17 protein-coding genes are annotated in these 17330 nt (G+C 39.1%); 5 read left to right on the top strand and 12 right to left on the bottom strand.

Annotation, left to right across the window (positions count from 1 at the left end; all coding sequences use genetic code 11):
* Positions 1–119: 119 nt before the first annotated feature.
* From DWV85_RS01235 to DWV85_RS01185, 11 genes are all read right to left on the bottom strand, one after another.
* On the bottom strand, positions 120–785 hold the full coding sequence (locus DWV85_RS01235) for a precorrin-8X methylmutase (RefSeq protein ID WP_004696261.1): 666 nt from the start codon (positions 783–785) through the stop codon (positions 120–122).
* Positions 772–1560 carry a precorrin-6A reductase gene (gene cobK, locus DWV85_RS01230; protein ID WP_060918790.1) on the bottom strand — a complete coding sequence of 263 codons (789 nt, stop codon included), beginning with the start codon at positions 1558–1560 and terminating at the stop codon, positions 772–774. Before cobK ends, DWV85_RS01235 begins: the two co-directional genes overlap by 14 nt.
* Entirely contained in the window at positions 1557–2246 is a 690-nt protein-coding gene (gene cobJ, locus DWV85_RS01225) for a precorrin-3B C(17)-methyltransferase (protein WP_004697003.1), read from the bottom strand. The genes cobK and cobJ overlap by 4 nt, the downstream gene beginning before the upstream one ends.
* 29 nt (positions 2247–2275) lie before the next feature.
* Positions 2276–3421, bottom strand: coding sequence for a cobalt-precorrin 5A hydrolase (locus tag DWV85_RS01220; protein ID WP_123137864.1), 1146 nt, complete (start codon positions 3419–3421; stop codon positions 2276–2278).
* A 4-nt stretch (positions 3422–3425) separates the two neighbouring features.
* Positions 3426–4187, bottom strand: coding sequence for a precorrin-4 C(11)-methyltransferase (gene cobM / locus DWV85_RS01215; protein ID WP_123137863.1), 762 nt, complete (start codon positions 4185–4187; stop codon positions 3426–3428).
* Between the two features lies 1 nt (position 4188).
* The gene (gene cbiT, locus DWV85_RS01210; protein WP_123137862.1) at positions 4189–4776 is read right to left on the bottom strand and encodes a precorrin-6Y C5,15-methyltransferase (decarboxylating) subunit CbiT; all 588 of its coding nucleotides are present in this window, start codon (positions 4774–4776) and stop codon (positions 4189–4191) included.
* The gene (gene cbiE, locus DWV85_RS01205; protein WP_123137861.1) at positions 4773–5399 is read right to left on the bottom strand and encodes a precorrin-6y C5,15-methyltransferase (decarboxylating) subunit CbiE; all 627 of its coding nucleotides are present in this window, start codon (positions 5397–5399) and stop codon (positions 4773–4775) included. The genes cbiT and cbiE overlap by 4 nt, the downstream gene beginning before the upstream one ends.
* Positions 5375–6493 carry a cobalt-precorrin-5B (C(1))-methyltransferase CbiD gene (cbiD, locus tag DWV85_RS01200; RefSeq protein ID WP_123137860.1) on the bottom strand — a complete coding sequence of 373 codons (1119 nt, stop codon included), beginning with the start codon at positions 6491–6493 and terminating at the stop codon, positions 5375–5377. The genes cbiE and cbiD overlap by 25 nt, the downstream gene beginning before the upstream one ends.
* 71 nt (positions 6494–6564) lie before the next feature.
* Positions 6565–7059 carry a YajQ family cyclic di-GMP-binding protein gene (locus tag DWV85_RS01195; protein WP_004696277.1) on the bottom strand — a complete coding sequence of 165 codons (495 nt, stop codon included), beginning with the start codon at positions 7057–7059 and terminating at the stop codon, positions 6565–6567.
* A 312-nt stretch (positions 7060–7371) separates the two neighbouring features.
* On the bottom strand, positions 7372–8082 hold the full coding sequence (locus DWV85_RS01190) for a hypothetical protein (RefSeq protein ID WP_123137859.1): 711 nt from the start codon (positions 8080–8082) through the stop codon (positions 7372–7374).
* A 162-nt stretch (positions 8083–8244) separates the two neighbouring features.
* Positions 8245–9849: a WG repeat-containing protein gene (locus DWV85_RS01185; protein WP_123137858.1), complete on the bottom strand. Its 1605-nt coding sequence runs from the start codon at positions 9847–9849 to the stop codon at positions 8245–8247.
* 224 nt (positions 9850–10073) lie between these two features.
* On the opposite strand from DWV85_RS01185, the gene DWV85_RS01180 reads away from it, so the two are divergent.
* The 3 genes from DWV85_RS01180 to DWV85_RS01170 all read left to right on the top strand — a co-directional run bounded on the left by DWV85_RS01180 (position 10074) and on the right by DWV85_RS01170 (position 13777).
* A complete protein-coding gene (locus DWV85_RS01180) occupies positions 10074–11039 on the top strand; it encodes an RluA family pseudouridine synthase (protein WP_123137857.1) in 966 nt (321 codons plus the stop codon).
* A gap of 248 nt (positions 11040–11287) precedes the next feature.
* Positions 11288–12217 (top strand): class II fructose-1,6-bisphosphate aldolase, encoded by a 930-nt coding sequence (gene fba / locus DWV85_RS01175; protein WP_004696283.1) that lies wholly within the window; start codon positions 11288–11290, stop codon positions 12215–12217.
* 3 nt (positions 12218–12220) lie between these two features.
* The gene (locus tag DWV85_RS01170; RefSeq protein WP_008601278.1) at positions 12221–13777 is read left to right on the top strand and encodes a polysaccharide biosynthesis protein; all 1557 of its coding nucleotides are present in this window, start codon (positions 12221–12223) and stop codon (positions 13775–13777) included.
* Positions 13778–13872: 95 nt separating this feature from the next.
* Here DWV85_RS01170 and DWV85_RS01165 read toward each other — a convergent pair whose 3' ends face one another.
* Positions 13873–14916, bottom strand: coding sequence for an AEC family transporter (locus tag DWV85_RS01165; protein WP_123137856.1), 1044 nt, complete (start codon positions 14914–14916; stop codon positions 13873–13875).
* Positions 14917–15137: 221 nt separating this feature from the next.
* On the opposite strand from DWV85_RS01165, the gene DWV85_RS01160 reads away from it, so the two are divergent.
* Positions 15138–15878, top strand: coding sequence for a gamma-glutamyl-gamma-aminobutyrate hydrolase family protein (locus tag DWV85_RS01160; RefSeq protein WP_123137855.1), 741 nt, complete (start codon positions 15138–15140; stop codon positions 15876–15878).
* A gap of 15 nt (positions 15879–15893) precedes the next feature.
* Positions 15894–17201 carry an APC family permease gene (locus tag DWV85_RS01155; RefSeq protein WP_123137854.1) on the top strand — a complete coding sequence of 436 codons (1308 nt, stop codon included), beginning with the start codon at positions 15894–15896 and terminating at the stop codon, positions 17199–17201.
* Positions 17202–17330 lie beyond the last annotated feature (129 nt).

The raw sequence follows: 17330 nt of genomic DNA, 5'->3' as shown, positions 1-17330 counted from the left end.
GAAATTTACTATAGTATAATTATCGTGTTTAGCTAATTTATGTTTAGCTAATTATTGTGAAAAATATATACAGTAAAACCCGAATCGCAAAACTACTAAAACACGATTCGGGTTTTGTATTATTTAGATTCTTTACCTTCTACAAAAAGCATGTCATTGCGTTTTACGTCTGTGTAAAGCAATGCATTACATACGGAAGCAGCGATTGGGCTACCACCTTTGTTGCCTTTTACAGTGATGTAAGGAACTGGGGATACTTCCATCAAATAATCTTTGGATTCTGCAGCACCTACAAAGCCTACAGGGATACCAATAATAAGAGCTGGTTTAATGCCTTCTTCAAGAGCAAGGCGCAACACTTCATACAATGCAGTTGGTGCATTACCGATAGCAACGATTTGTCCTTCTAGTTGTTTACCAAAGGTACGCATAGCCGCAATGGAACGAGTTACACCTAATTCTTTAGCCATTTTAGCTACATTTTCGTCTTTAATTAAGCAGTGCACTTCATTGCCGCGAATTTTAAGAGCTGGCTTAGAAATACCTGTGCGAACCATTTCTACATCTGTATAAATGTCTGCACCATTATCCAATGCTTCAATACCTTTTTGAACAGCATCAGGGCTCATTTTTACGAGTTGAGCATATTCGACATCACCAGACGCATGTACTGTACGAGATACTACGCGCACTTCATCATCTGTTAAGCCTAAATCCTTTACATAATCATAAATGATTTCCATGCTTTTATCTTCAATAGCTTTAGGATTTTTAACGTAATCCATTCGTGTCCTCCCATAATTTAAAGAATTCATCATTTGATGATACCACGTGACTTTCAAGTTTAACACGCGGACGATCGATAACAATAACATGGATACCAAGATCCATAGCAGCTTGTAATTTTGTATCTGCACCACCTACAAGACCAGAGTTTTTCATAACTACAACACTAGCCTTTGTATCGTGGAACATGATGCGGTTCATATCATAAGAAAATGGACCTTGGACAGCAACAATGCGCTTAGGGCTCACGTTGAGGTCTTCCATCATTTGTAACACCTCTGCGGTCGGCAAAATACGTGTCCATACTTCACAATCTTGTAAAGCCTCAGATTTAGCAAAGATGTGCATTGTCTTACTACCTGTGGTCAAATACACATGTTTGTTATTTTCCTTTGCCAATTTGCCAGCTAAATTAGCTGCTTCTACCTCATCAACTACAATATGCAATTTATCATAGTCTGGTAATGGTACCTCTTTGCGTTCAAAACGAACAAAAGGAATACCTTCAGCTTTTGCTGCATCTTGAGCCGTAGCTGTAACAATAGCAGCATACGGATGACTTGCATCGATTAATAAACGTACATTATGTTTCTTAATCAAATCCTGCATAGCCTCTTGGTCAAGACGGCCCGTATGAACAGTAATTCCCTTATGGGCGGCAAGCTCTGCCCCATACTGACTCACAACAGTAACGAGAACCTCTTCACCTGTCCGTTCTTGAATATCTACCGCTAAGGTACGACCATCTAAGGTACCGGCGATGACCCAAATCATAATTTGTAGCCTCGAGGTGTAATCATGCGGCCATTTTCAACATAGGTTTGGCTATTACCGATAATAACAAGTGTTTGCATATCCACTTCTTCTTTTGTAAAGTTTTCAAGGTCAGAAATTACCATATGTTGACCTGGGCGTCCTGCTTTTTGCACGATGCCAACAGGTGTTTTTGGGTCACGGTATTTAAGAACGATTTCACGAACTTCATCTAAGTGAGTAACACGTTTTTTACTGCGCGGATTGTACAAGGAGATAACCATGTCACCTTGTGCACAAAGATCAGCGCGTTTTTTAATTAAATCCCATGGAGTCATCAAGTCACTGAGAGAAATAACCGCAAAGTCATGCATCAAAGGTGCACCCAATACAGATGCTGCTACATTTACAGCACTAAGGCCAGGTACGATATCTACGGAAGGGCGTTTTTCTGCTGGTACCTTATTAGCAAGTTCCAACACAAGACCTGCCATACCGTACACGCCAGAGTCACCAGAGGATACTACAACTACTTGATGGCCTTCTACCGCTAAATCAACGGCTTGTTGGCAACGATCGACTTCTTGCATCATGGCAGTACCTACAGTTTCTTTACCTTCAATGAGGTCTTTGATCAAGTCAAGATAAGTCAAATAACCTACTACGCGGTCAGCTGCTAAGATGGCTTCGCGTGCTTGCGGTGTCATAAACTCTTCATCGCCAGGGCCTATGCCGATTACTTTGATGTTACCTGTGCAATGGCTACCGTTGTTTTGGGATAAATTGTTTTGTGCTGTATTAATGTTCGGCTCTTGGCCGCTAGTAATGCTGTTGTCTCGCATACGTTTCCTACTCCTATAGTTCCTTTTACAAAATTAGATTCTTTTAATTTTTCTTCTTCAATAAGTGGTGCCATCTCGTCCTGTGTATAGAACACGATAGGCCACCCCATAATTTCCATAGCCTCCAAGAGGCCTACTTCATCTTGTTTAACAATTACCGATGTTGCCGTTACAAGGCTTTTAGGTGAAAGTTTATGCGCTGCTAGTGATTGTTGTATGGCGTCAAGAATCAATTCCTTTGGCGTATCTCGGCGACAGCCAATGCCCATCGTATACGTACGAGGACGCAAAATCAATTGGTGACCATACTCAACAATTACTTTATCTGTAATTACAACTCGAGATGAGCCCTCTTCTGAGCTTTCATTCTTACATGGCATAGAATCAAGTTGCTCCAACGAGACAACATGAACCTTACCATGTTCACCAATATGATCTTTCGCAGATTCTTTTAAATGCTCTGCATTAGATAAGCTCTCATCAATGTAATAATCAACCCGCTCGCCCCCAACAATGGCAGAGTTCACATTGATTAAGGTTTGAAAATCATCTACCAACAGATGCTCGTGGCGCGCCAACACGTCAGGCGCTGGCAATCCGTTTACATCCGTTGCAGTCGTAATCACAGGGTCCGCATCAATGGCCAGCGAAATGGACTGCGTCCATTCGTTGGCGCCCCCAAGGTGACCAGATAATAAGCTAATCACATGGTGTCCTACTTCGTCCATTACAACTACCGCAGGATCCTTGGATTTGTGTTCAATATATGGCGCAATCATGCGCACTACGATACCAAGTGCCATAATGCATAATACTTGGTCGTAATCCTTAAAAATCTGACCAATATGGTTTTTGAGAGAATCAAAATAGATGGCCTCACCACCAGAAGGACGGTTTTCCTTTTCAAAACAATCCGCATGAGGTGCCACCAAAGACTTAATGCGTTGACCTAGCTTTGCACCTCGTTCAGATACAGAAAGAATAGCCGTTCTATTCTTCTTGGCTCCCGTCGTGGGTACAACCGTTTCTAGTTTTTTCATCTTACTAGTCCTTAGCACTGCGGTACATGTGAGCAAAGCCTTTATCATAGAGTTTAGATAATTCGTATTCACTATCTAACACATGACTTACTACAATCATAGCTTGGCGCAATACGCCTTCTTTAGCTACAATATCCGCAATGGTTTCCAATGTGCCACGAATAATGCGTTGGTCTGGCCAAGAAGCTTTTACCACGATAGCCACTGGAGTTGTTTTGTCATAACCACCCTCGATGAGTTCAGCTACAACCTTATCTAACATTTGAACGCTAAGGAAAATACACATTGTCGCTTCATGAGATGCTAACATGCGCAATTTTTCCTTTGGAGGCATCGGCGTACGGCCTTCCATACGCGTAATAATAACTGTTTGAGATACATTTGGCAATGTATATTCTTGTTTCAAAGCCGCTGCTGTAGCAAGGAAAGAGCTTACACCAGGCACTACTTCATAAGAAATACCCATGCCAGCCAATGCATCCATTTGCTCTTGAATAGCACCGTAAATAGCAGGGTCACCTGTGTGAAGGCGAACTACGCTTTTACCAGCCTCAACGGCAGCTTTCATAACAGCCAAAACCTCATCAAGGTTCATCGTAGCACTGTTATGAATTTCACAGCCTGGTTTACAAGCCTCTAAAATGGCAGGGTTTACCAAAGAACCCGCGTAAATTACAACATCTGCCTCTTGCACTAAACGATATCCTTTGCGAGTAATTAACTCAGGATCTCCAGGGCCTGCGCCTACGATATGTACGTCAACCATATTACTCTCCTTCTGCGATACGCGTTGCAGATACAATGAAAATTGGACTCAATGGGTCTAACAAATGATAGGGACCAGCCTTGCGGTAACGGCTGATGGACATTTGGTAACCTTCATACGTGAAAGGACGACCTTTCAACTCTTTCAAGATTATATAACCAGTCTCCATCGTTACAGCAGTTACTACTAGACGGCCGCCTACTTTTAAAAGACGTTGCGCTTCGTCCATGATGCCTGTCATACCACCAGCGCTACCTCCGATGATAACCGCATCAAGCTCAGGCAATTCTTCCATGCCTTCAGGAGCTTTGGATTTGATTACGGTCATATTATTTACATTGAATTTCTTTATATTCTCATTGATAAGGTCGATGCCTTTATCAAAGCGCTCAATTGCATATACATGCCCTTTAGGAGCTGCCAAGGCTGCTTCAATAGAAATAGAGCCCGTACCAGCACCTACGTCAAGGACGATGCTATCCTCCTCGATGCGCGCCTCATTCATAACGGCTTTGCGAATTTCGCACTTCGTCATCGGCACATCGCCGCGGATAAACTCCTCATCAGGAATTCCGAAAAAATGTCTCATCCTAGTACCACCATTACAGAATGACCAAAGCCTTCGAGCTCAGTTAACACCTCTAGCGTAGAGTCTACGATTTTTTCATCATCATAACTCAAGCGCTCAAGGGCTGCCGCTCTCGTTTCTTTTGGCCAACCTGCATCTATTAAAATACGCGCAATATGCGCTGGATTATATTCAGGATCCGTTAAGAATCCCATCTTTTTACCTGCTTCATATACGAGTTTTTCTGGTGCCGGTTGGCGCCCATGAAAGCTCATCAAGTCTGCATCATGCCATACCTCATTAAGACGGGCAAAGGCAAAGGTCATAGAACTAATACCTGGTACCACCTCAATAGGATTAGCAGGAAATTTTTTCTTTAAATATGGCAATAAGCTATAATAGCCTGTATCGCCACTAACCATAACTACAACGTCATGGTCGTTGAGCTCATGCTCAATTTGCTCCGCTAATACGCTGAGCTTACCCGTTACAAAATATGTAATTTGGCCAGGCTCTTGAAAGTCCTCTAAAGAACGTTCACTGCCTACCAATACTGTAGCATGTTTAATTAAATTAAGGCCTCTAGGCACCACATAATCAGGATTACCCGGACCAATGCCTACGATATACAAGGTATGTGCCAATGTTCAAGTTCTCCTATCTCTTTTGCATGCTTATCCATTGCCAAGATTTCACCTTTTAAGGTCGTAATAATGATGCCCACCTCTGCTTCGTTAGCAATATAGCGCTCACTACGTAGAGATGCACGATCTACAACACGTTGGTACACACCAGTCAATCCTTCTCGCTCCAAGATAGGGAATGTAGACTCTGTGGTTTGGCAATTAAATAACTCTTCACACACCTCTTGGGATGCTCCTTCTAAAGCAGCATAGGCCACGATACTTTCCATACGGCCATCACTCATGCGATTATGAGTATGGAAGCTACCACTAGCTAGTTTGATTAACTTACCAATATGACCGATAATTAAGATTCGCTTGAATCCAATCTGTACAGCCTTTTCTAGCATAAATCCGATAAAGTTACTCGTTTCTGCCATTTGGTTCTTATGAATACCTAATACTTGCTCTGCAAGATCTTGACCGATACGCCCCGGTACGAGAACAGCTGTTTCACATCCGTTAGCCTTCATAACTTTCAACTGTGGCACTAACGAGTTCTTAAACCCTTCTTCACTCATAGGCTTAACAATACCGGTAGTACCAATAATGGAAATGCCACCTTCGATACCAAGTGTATGATTTAATGTTTTCTTAGCTAATACCTTACCATTAGGAACACTAACGGTTACCGTCACACCTTGACCATGGACACAATGTTCTTCAAAAACTATTTTCATCATTGCCCGGGGCCCTGGATTGATAGCCGGTTCTCCTGGTGGCATAGCAAGGCCTGGTTTCGTTACAGTACCTACACCAAAGCCGGCTCGGAATCGCAGTTCACCAGTATTATCAAGGGTCACTGTCGTTTCCACATCATTGCCATGAGTTACATCAGGATCGTCACCGCCGTCTTTCATGACGGTCACCTTCGCCTCTGTATCGGATATAACCTCTACCGCTTTAATAGGCACCTCAATATACTGCCCTTGAGGATTTTCAATAACCACTTGGTCCACAATATTCTTATCTAAGAGGGCCAATAAACCAGCTTTCATACCTGCCGTAGCACATGAACCTGTGGTATATCCACCCTTCATGTCCTCCACTTTCATAAGGCCTCCTACACTGATAGTGTTAGCGACTCAAACGAATCTAACTAATCCTATCCTATGGACATATAGTATTAAGAACGGAAATTGACGAATTGCAATTCTACAGGGATATCCAATTGTTTTAACATTTGGATTACTGCTTGCAAATCATCTTTATCCTTACCAGATACGCGCACTTGATCCTCTTGGATAGATGCTTGTACCTTAATTTTCATGTTTTTAATTGCTTTTACGACTTCTTTAGCATTTTCTTTAGTAATGCCTTTTTTAATAGTAATGATTTGGCGAACTGTTGCACCAGCCGCAGGTTCAACTTTACCGTAGTCAAGATTTTTAATCGCTACATTACGTTTAACCATCTTGCCTTTTAATACATCGATAATGGCATTTAATTTATATTCATCATCACCGATGATTTTGATAGTATCACCTTCAAGACTTATTTCTGCTTTAGAGCCACGGAAATCATAGCGCGTACCAATTTCTTTTTTTGCTTGGTTTACCGCATTATCCACTTCCTGCATATCCACTTCAGACACAACGTCAAAGGAACAATCTTTAGCCATTTTATACCTCCTACACCTGAACCTGTTGGGCATAAGGTTCATAGCATTGCTTTCATCATCCTTATATTCCAGTGAAAGTGTAAAACTACACCAAATCGGAATACATCTCTATAATTATACCTTAAAAAAGGCTTATTTTCTAGGTAAATCGATTTTTTTAATTATAATTATTAGTACAATAAAATCATGACAAAACAAATAATATTTTGTGGCTTAATAAGCTTGTATAAAACAAAATACCCAGTAGCAATATATATCATATATTGCTGCTGGGTATTTATTAATTAATATAGTAATTGTAAAAATTACAGATTATCGTGTTGGTAACACAATATTTTGACCAGATGGTTTGCTTGGATTCATTGCATTTGGCAAATCTTCAACAGTTGTATTTAGATCTGTATCAGCCGCTACAACAGCAACAAATTTTTGACCTGGTTCATAGTAAATATTAGTCCCCTTCATGAAGAGACCACCAACTAAGCTAACAGCTGCAGCAACCGCAACTGCCCCATTGTCAGAATGACCTTTTCCCTTTACTTGAGCATCAAGAGGAACAGACACACCATTAATGGTCTTAATTTCATTAATACTAAATTCTAATCGTCCTTTACGGCCAAACATACCATTTTTTCTAGACTTAGTAATAGTACCTAATACTTCCTGATTAACAGGTATTACTACAACATCATTTATTAGGAGATTTTCTAATGTTTTTAATCTAAATGTATTTCCCTCTTTACTTCTTTTAGAGCTAATCGGAGTAATTAATTCTAATTCAATCTTAGTATCCTTAGGAATATAAGCATGACCATTTATGATAGAACTAGCACGCACATTAGTTGACATATCATCATTTTTCAAGAGTTGAATGCGATTAACACCAGATGGCATTTCAGTTTTCACAAGTGCATTATCCGATTGGGTAGCAATTGTTTCACCATTAGCTACATTAGGCATTAAACAACCCATACCGATACAGCCTACAACAAGAAGTTTCAAAAGAGCTTTAGAAAATTTCATATATACCCCCAAAACAAACAAAAAGACATATAACTATACATTATAATTTTAGTATAGCACATTATGAATTTTTAATGAACCTCTTATTATAGTAAGCTAAAAGTTTTAAGTTTATGGAGATTAACGCGATACTTTATAAAAAATATATTAAATTACTAATATTTATAGCACATTAACTTCATCATACATAGGTTGAACTACCCATTCACCATTGGCGTTCATTATACCCCATTTTCCATTAGACTTTACTGCGCTATACCCGTGTCTAAATGGTGTAGTTTTACTAATCATCTTATCCTTATCACGGAATAAAACTTTGCCACTATCATCAATTAATTGATAGTCACTAGCTCCTTTATGAACCCAAGTATAGGAACCACCAAATACATCTATTGTCATATCCTTTGTTGTTGTAAATACAACATTGCCAGATTGCATATCAATTAAATATTTATTTTCACCTTTTGTAGCCACTATACGAGTAGAACTTACAAAATTAATTGAATTATATATGAATGGAGTAACTTGTTTTCCTGTTTCTAAATTAAAGATACCAGCATTTCCATTGTCTTTATTAATGAGTACTAACAAAGCATTAATATTGTCTACTTCACCAGCATCATAATTACCAGGCTGAATAATATAATTGCCTTTACGATTCATAAACCCCAATTTGCCTTGGTTTTTAACGAGTGTTCCATATGCTGTCATTGGCCATACGGCATCATTCTTGCTATCAATAACGATATTGCCACTACGATTAATATAACCACGTTTTACACCATCATATACTGGGTTCCAGGCATCGCCATAGTAAATTCCACCTTGACTACTCAAACCTATCCCAACTGCCATACTTAAAAATCCACCTAAATTAAACTTACTAATATGACGTCGGTATTCAGCCAATCCATTCTTATATTCATCAACATCATTTGAAGGTACTTCAAAAAGGGGATTACCACTCCCATCAATAGCTATTGTTTTACCATTGGTATTTTTAACAAACGCACGATCCTCACTAAACTTTGTATACACTTCCTTAAATTGTGGCTCAATCACAGTCTTGTTAGATGCATCTACAAATCCCCATTTATTTTTTACAGAAAATGCTGTATAAGAATCACTTGGATAAGAAACGGAGTTTATTTTAACATCACCATTAGATAAATTTTTTACCATTTCGCGGCGTGCTAATATATCTTTATCATGATCACCATAGGTATCAACTCCACTAGAAATCACAGAACCATCAATATTAATATGTTCTAATGTTTTTTTAGTATACGCATAATATGTACCATCAGCAGATAATGATGGATCAATATCTAAATACTGTGGTTCAAGTAAGATCTTACCATCTGTACCTACTACGCCCCATTTCCCTTTTTGTTTTATTGTTGCTAATTGGCCCAACTTAATAAAGTTATCATTATCAATTACTGCTTGTATAGATTTAAGTGCTGCTGGAGGTTGGTGTTGAGTAGAAAGAATTGGTACAGCAACATGGTCCGCTACGCGTCCAGCCCCAACAGATACAGAAACACCACTAGATTTAGCAGAGGAGCTTTCTATAGTTGAAACGGAGGAGGATGATGTAGTTGTTGTATGTTGCTCACGAGTAACACGTGTACTAGTAGATGTTGGTGTATCGTGGTTTGTTACCGTTGTGCTACTAGTAAATGTTGTACTAGATGCCGCGAAAGTAGTTGCGGACATAGCCGCTAACACACATGCGACTAATACAGATTTCTTGTTAATATTCATAAACCTCTCCTTTTATAGAATAAGCTATAACCATACAGTCGTTAACATACATATATAGTTCATAAAATATACTGTTATAACTAAACACACAGTTTTACAGTAAAAAATTCACACATAAATAATGTATAAAATTTAATAATTCAAATTATACTATATGGACCTTCATAAAAACAACGAATTATGAAAAATTCTTCATTTATATTTTATTTGTTATAATAATATGTATGAAAACAGCAACGATAATCGACTTGATTGTAGATTCTGATGTACACACACAATCTATAAATCATATTATAAAACAACAGCATATTTCCCAACGCATGAGACGGCGTTTACGAAATGATGGCATCATTACAGTTAATGGTAAACCTGCTACCTGGAATACGCTCGTTCACGGTGACGATCATCTCATTATGAAATTAACACCAGAACAAGAGTTTAGTTTAAGCCCTATGGAACTAGATATCATATATGAAGACGAATATATATTAGTCATTAATAAGGCGGCTGGTATTCTTATGCACCCTACTTCTACCGTACGAGATCATACGCTGGCAAATGGTGTACTTCATTACTACCAAGAAACAAATCAGCATTATGATTTCCATCCCGTCCATCGATTAGATAAGGATACTTCGGGTATTGTCATCATTGCTAAAACATCGGTGGTCCAACATGCTTTTGATAAAAAACACACCCATTTTTACAAAATCTACGACGCTATTGTAGAAGGATATCTTCCTTCTGTGCCTATAAGCATTAACTGGCCTATAGGACGTAAACCAGGGAGCATCATTGAGCGTTGTTGTACAAGCCAAGGAAAGCCGGCTCGTACGGATATAACAGTAATTAGTAAAAATACAAGTAAAATTAGCTGTTGTAACAATAACCCTGCAGATACAGTTAATAATAGTAATATTTGTCCAGCTAACAGCTCTCTAATAGCTTATAATCACTTTACACATGTGCAATGCGTATTGCACACAGGACGTACTCATCAGATCCGAGTTCATTTATCTCAACTAGGGTATCCACTAGCTGGTGATGACTTATACGGTGGTCATCTAGACGCTATCCAACGCCAAGCATTGCACGCAGCGCAAGTTAGCTTTTACCATCCCATGACAAATAAATGGTTAGAGCTACATGCAGAAATACCAGAGGATATGAACGTATTGCTAAACGATTGAGCTCATATGACACCAATAAATAAATGCTAATACACAGAAATAGCCCACATGGGTCACAAAACTAGACGAAATTTATGCATAAGTTATGCAAAAAATATTGGCCCTTTATAGTGTTTCTTGATATACTTAACTTGAATTGATATATGATTGCAATAACTGAAATGCATCTAGTTCTTACAAGCTAGAAATATTAGCAGTCACGGTATTAATAACATGATATAACAGGCCCTATGGCCAAGGAGGACAACATGCCATTAGTTACTACTACAGAAATGTTCAAAAAAGCCTATGAAGGCGGCTATGCTGTTGGCGCTTTCAATGTAAACAACATGGAAATCGTACAAGGTATTGTAGATGCAGCAAAAGAGGAACAATCTCCTCTTATCTTGCAAGTATCTGCAGGCGCACGTAAATATGCTAAACATATTTACCTTGTAAAACTTGTGGAAGCTGCTCTTGAAGACAGCAACCTACCAATCGCTCTTCACCTTGACCACGGCGATTCCTTCGAAATTTGTAAAGACTGTGTAGATGGTGGTTTTACATCTGTTATGATTGATGCATCTCATCATGATTTCGATGAAAACGTAAAAATCACAAAACAAGTTGTTGAATATGCTCACGCTCACGGCGTTGTAGTAGAAGCAGAATTGGGCCGTTTAGCAGGTGTTGAAGATGATGTAAACGTATCTGATGCAGATGCTCGCTTCACTGATCCTGAACAAGCTGCTGAGTTTGTCCATCTCACAGGTGTAGACTCCTTAGCAATCGCTATTGGTACCAGCCACGGCGCATACAAATTCAAAGGCAACCCTTACCTCGATTTCGACCGTTTGAAAAAAGTGGGCGAATTATTGCCTAACTTCCCAATCGTATTACATGGGGCATCCTCCGTATTGCCTGAATTCGTAGCAAAATGTAATGAATTTGGTGGCAACATCCCTGGTGCACAAGGCGTACCTGAAGAAATGCTTCGCAAAGCAGCTCAAATGGCGGTTTGCAAAATCAATATTGATACAGACCTTCGCCTTGCTATGACTGCATCTGTACGTGAATACTTGGCTCAAAACCCATCTGAGTTTGACCCACGCAAATATTTAGGACCTGCTCGTGATGCTATTAAAGGCATGGTAGCTCACAAAATTAAAAATGTATTAGGTTCTTCTAACAAACTATAATCAATGGCTAGTGGATTTTTAAAAGGAACCTTAATTTTAACAATTGCCGGTTTCGTAGTGAAAGCCATCGGTAGTATCAACTGGATTCTTCTATCCCGCATCTTAGGTGGTGAAGGCATCGGTATCTATCAGATGGCCTTTCCTATCTATTTGTTACTATTACAAATTTCGAGCGCAGGTGTGCCGATTGCCATCTCTATTTTGACGGCAGAACGATTAGCCTTACACGACTTTGGTGGTGCTAAGAGAGTATTCAATATTTCTTTTACAATGTTGACTATAACAGGTTTTATCGCCAGTCTTGCCATGTACTTTGGTGCAGATTGGTTAATCTCTAGTGGTCTCATTGCTGAAAGCCGTGCCTACTACTCTATCATCGCGCTCGCTCCGGCAGTATTCTTTGTAACATGGATTTCCTGTTTCCGCGGGTATATCCAAGGCTATGAAATGATGACGCCCACAGCGATTAGCCAAATTGTAGAACAATTGCTACGGGTTATCGTTATGCTCGGTGCTGCTGCTATTTTATTACCTTACGGTTTACCAGCCGCAGCAGGTGGTGCTAGCTTGGGTGCAGGTGTAGGTGCTTTTGGAGCCTTCCTGGTGCTGTTGTATTATTACTACAAATTACCTAAGGCTAGTAGTACTGGTGAAAGCTATGATGGCCCTCGTGAATCAGCTAAAGAAATTTTGTCACGACTCTTAACATTGTCCATACCAATTTCCTTAGCAAGTATCATGTTACCGTTGACGGCGAATCTCGACTTGCTTATCGTACCACGTCGCTTATTAGATGCTGGGTTCCCGATGAACGAAGTAACAGAGCTCTTCGGTTACCTTACTGGGATGGCGGTGCCACTCATCAACTTGGCTACCATCATTACCGCAGCCCTTGCAACAAGCATTGTACCAGCTATCTCTCATGCCTTTGCAAAACGCGATCATCAAGGTATCTATGATCGCACTGCAGGCTCTATGCGACTAACATTTATGGCAACCGTACCATTTACAGTGCTATTGTATGTACTGGCTGCCCCCACCGTTACACTGATTTACAATGCGCCTAAGGCAGAACTAGCAACGCAAATCACGGCGTTCTCTATATTCTTCCTAGGTGTACATCAAGTAACAACAGGTATCTTACAAGGGCTCAACAGGCCACGTATTCCAGTCATAAATATGGGGATTTCCCTCATAATCAAGGTTATCCTTAACTGGACACTGACTGCTATTCCTTGGCTAGGCATCGGCGGTGCCGCCTGGGCAACCGTTGCTGATATAGGCTTTGCCGCATTACTCAACTTAATTTATATCAAAAAATACACAGGCTACTTCCTTGATATTTCCCTTCTTTGGAAAAACGTGGTCAGTGCCGGTGTTATGGGTATACTCATCTTCTTGAGTTACCACTATTTAACAGATATCTTACCAATGTGGGCTAACTTTATACTCACTGGTATCGAAGGCTTATTGCTCTACGTTATTATCATGGTCCTTTTAAAAGGCCTCAATAAAAACGATGGTGCTAGCATGCCACTCGTTGGTAGATTCTTTAGATAAGCTCTATATACTTACATAAAAATAGGTTCCTAATAGTCACCTATATGACCATTAGGAACCTATTTTTATTTCCTTATTTTAATCTTTTCCTTATTTTAAGCCTGTATACCTATCATTGTCAAAATTTCCATAATGATTGGAATTACTACAACAAATAGTATGGTACTAATCATGACTAGACCTGTAGCAAATGGCAAATCAGCTTTTGATTCATTAGCTACAATTGGCAATACTGCAATAACAGGTCCTGCTGATTGTACAACAAAGGTAATGATTGCAATTGGTTCTAGAACTATGCCTGCTCCATATTGTAAAGCCGTAATCAAACAAAACATGATAATCGGGGATATGACAAATCGTCCTACAATCCCACCGATGGAGTCTTTATTTAAACGCATGCTTTTTAAGCCCGCATCATGAAGCACAATACCAATATAGATTAACGACAATGGGGTTACCATATCGCCCAAGTAATTCAAGGTAGTATGCAAAATTGGAAGTAAAGGAATTTCAAAGAACAAGAAGATTAATGCCACCAAAAAACCTATCAAAGGTGGTGGTAATAACTTCTTCCAATCAAATTTAGGATTCTTACTTTTACCTTTAGTAGATACTAACCTATTATTTATACTATCAATCTTATGGGAACCATTATTAAAATCTACTTCAGAATTTGGTAGTGGATCTAGTTCTATAAGGAATACCCCTACCATCCATACGGAAATAGTGTTACCGATGTAATATAACAGGAAATACGGCAGCGCATCTTGCCCAAAGAGTGCAATTTGCACTGGTAACCCAATAAATAAGCAGTTATCATTTACTACCATATTGATAAAAATACCACGTCGTCCTTTAGGAACTTTCAGCATTTTCATCATAATGAAAGCTACAATATATGCAATAACATATGTTAGGACAACCACTAACATGCCATATCGTAAATTCCATATATCTGAAGTATGTAGGTGATGTAATACAGATACAAATACTCCCGCTGGTAATGCAACCGACATGATAAATCGCGATAAATTACCACTAAAGGTAGGGTTAAACATGCCCTGTCCTTTTAATATATATCCTAACAAAATAAGTAGCACAATAGGTATGATACTTTGCAAAGATGTTAGAAAAACCATAGTAAACCTCCCGTACAGTTCATTCGTAGTTTATCATATCATGTTTCGCAATAAACTTATACAACTATATCTTGAAAGAAAATATAGTAAAATGTATCAACTTTAACATATTTTCTCAATTATAAGGCTTATAATTATATCTATTAGTAGTGTTTTTATCCATAAAAATCTGATACACTAACATCAGGTTGTACAGATTTTTACACATATGAGGTGATATTATGACGAAACCATTTATTGGCATATCTGGCAATATCTTACGAGATAATGGTGGTCCTTACGTAGATTTATTGCGTTCTTACGTAAACCAAGACTATCCTCGTTCTATTGAGGAAACTGGTGGCATTCCTGTTATAATTCCATTTACCCAAAATCTTGATGTAGCTCGCGAAACGGTAGCAAAGCTTGACGGCTTGTTATTATCCGGCGGTCATGATGTATACCCTCTTCACTATGGAGAAGAACCTCTGCAAGGTCTTGGCGATGTATTTCCGGAGCGCGATCAATTCGACTTTGCTTTAATCAAAGCAGCAGAAGAAAAACAAATTCCCATCTTTTGTATCTGTCGTGGCTTACAAATCTTAAATGTATATCGTGGTGGTTCTTTATTCCAAGACTTAAAATATGATCAAAACTGTACAATAAAACACTCTCAGAATCAAACGCCTTCTCTTGGCACTCATACGGTAGATATTGAATCAAAATCAAAACTAGCTAGTGCTATAGGTTGCAATACTTGGATTACGAACTCCCATCATCACCAAACAGTAAAAAATGTTGGTAAGGGATTACAGGTTGTAGCAAGAGCTAAGGATGGTACTGTAGAAGGTTTAGAGGATCCAGCCTATCCTTGGTTAGTAGCCTGTCAGTTCCACCCAGAAATGATGTCTACAAATGATGAAAATGCAAAACGTTTATTTACTGCATTCGTAAAAGCAACTCAAGAAAATATAACTAAATAGTAGGAAGATTGTATCATGAAAGAAACAGGAAAATTTGGCTTTTGGAGTATTGTACTCCTTGGCATCAATGGTATTGTAGGGACAGGTATTTTCCTACTGCCTAATAAAGCATATTCCATAATTGGTTCCGCTAGCCTAGGTGTACTCTTATTTGACGCCGTTATCGCAGGTTGTATTGCCCTTTGCTTTGCTGAAGCAGCCAGTTTATTTACACGCAATGGTGGTCCTTACCTTTATGCAAAACATGCATTAGGTGATTTCTGGGCCTTTGAAGTAGGCGTTCTAAAATGGATCGTCACCGTTATTGCCTGGGCGGCTATGGCCGTTGGCTTTGCTACAGCATTAGGTGCTGCAGTACCAGCTTTAAGTGGTGATTTTGCAAAGGATGTCATTTCATTTATCTTAATTGTAGGACTTACCATTGTAAATATATTTGGTGTTAACGTATCCAAATTCGTTAACAACTTAATCACTATTTCTAAGCTAGTCCCTCTTGCCCTATTTATTGCAATTGGTATTTTCTTTATAAATGGAGCTAACTTTACACCAGTCTTCTCTCAAGACATCTATGTAGATGGATCATTTGCTCAAGCTGCGGTTCTTCTATTCTTTGCCTATACAGGGTTTGAAGTTATTGCCATTGCTGCAGAGGATATGAAAAATCCTAAAAAGAATTTACCACGTGCTATTATCATGTGTATGCTACTTGTATCCATCCTGTATATGGCAATCCTCGCCGTATCTATTGGCGTACTTGGTACTGACTTGGCAAATACCAAGGCTCCAGTACAAGATGCATTCAACGTAATTGTTGGACCTATTGGTATGTATATCGTATTAGTAGGTACCTTAATCTCTATGGGTGGTATCAACTTTGCTGAAGCTTACTATGCGCCTCGTGTGGCAACATCCATGGCGGAAGATGGTATGCTACCAAGTGCTTTGGCAAAACGTAATCGTTATAATGCACCATATATAGCAGCTATCGTTACTGCCATTGCCAGTGTATTACTTGCCTGGTCTGGTTCCTTTACAACACTAGCAGCCATTAGTGCGGTATCTCGTTTTACACAATACCTACCAACGTGTTTGGCTGTTATTATCTTCCGTCGCAAATGGGCAGACAAAGCTCGTTCCTACACAATCCCTGGTGGCTACTTAATCCCAGTCATTGCTATCGTCACATCCCTTTGGATGTTAGCACAAGCTCAAACTAACCAATTATTATGGGGTCTAGGTGGCTGTATCGTAATCTTGCCATTCTACTACTCCTATTGGAAAAAGAAAAAAGCTGGTCTCATTAAAGACCATGATGAAATGTAAATAATACAAAAAACTACCAGTTATTCATAATATCTAGTGGCTTATCCTTCCATAGCAGAAGATCTGTTTAAAAGATATATGTTTAACTGGTAGTTTTTATTTTATCTATTAATCCTAATTAGATTAGAT

The sequence above is a fragment of the Veillonella sp. AF13-2 genome (assembly GCF_003603295.1).
Classification (GTDB): Bacteria; Bacillota; Negativicutes; order Veillonellales; family Veillonellaceae; genus Veillonella; species Veillonella parvula_E.
This window is presented reverse-complemented; position numbering and strand designations above follow the sequence as displayed.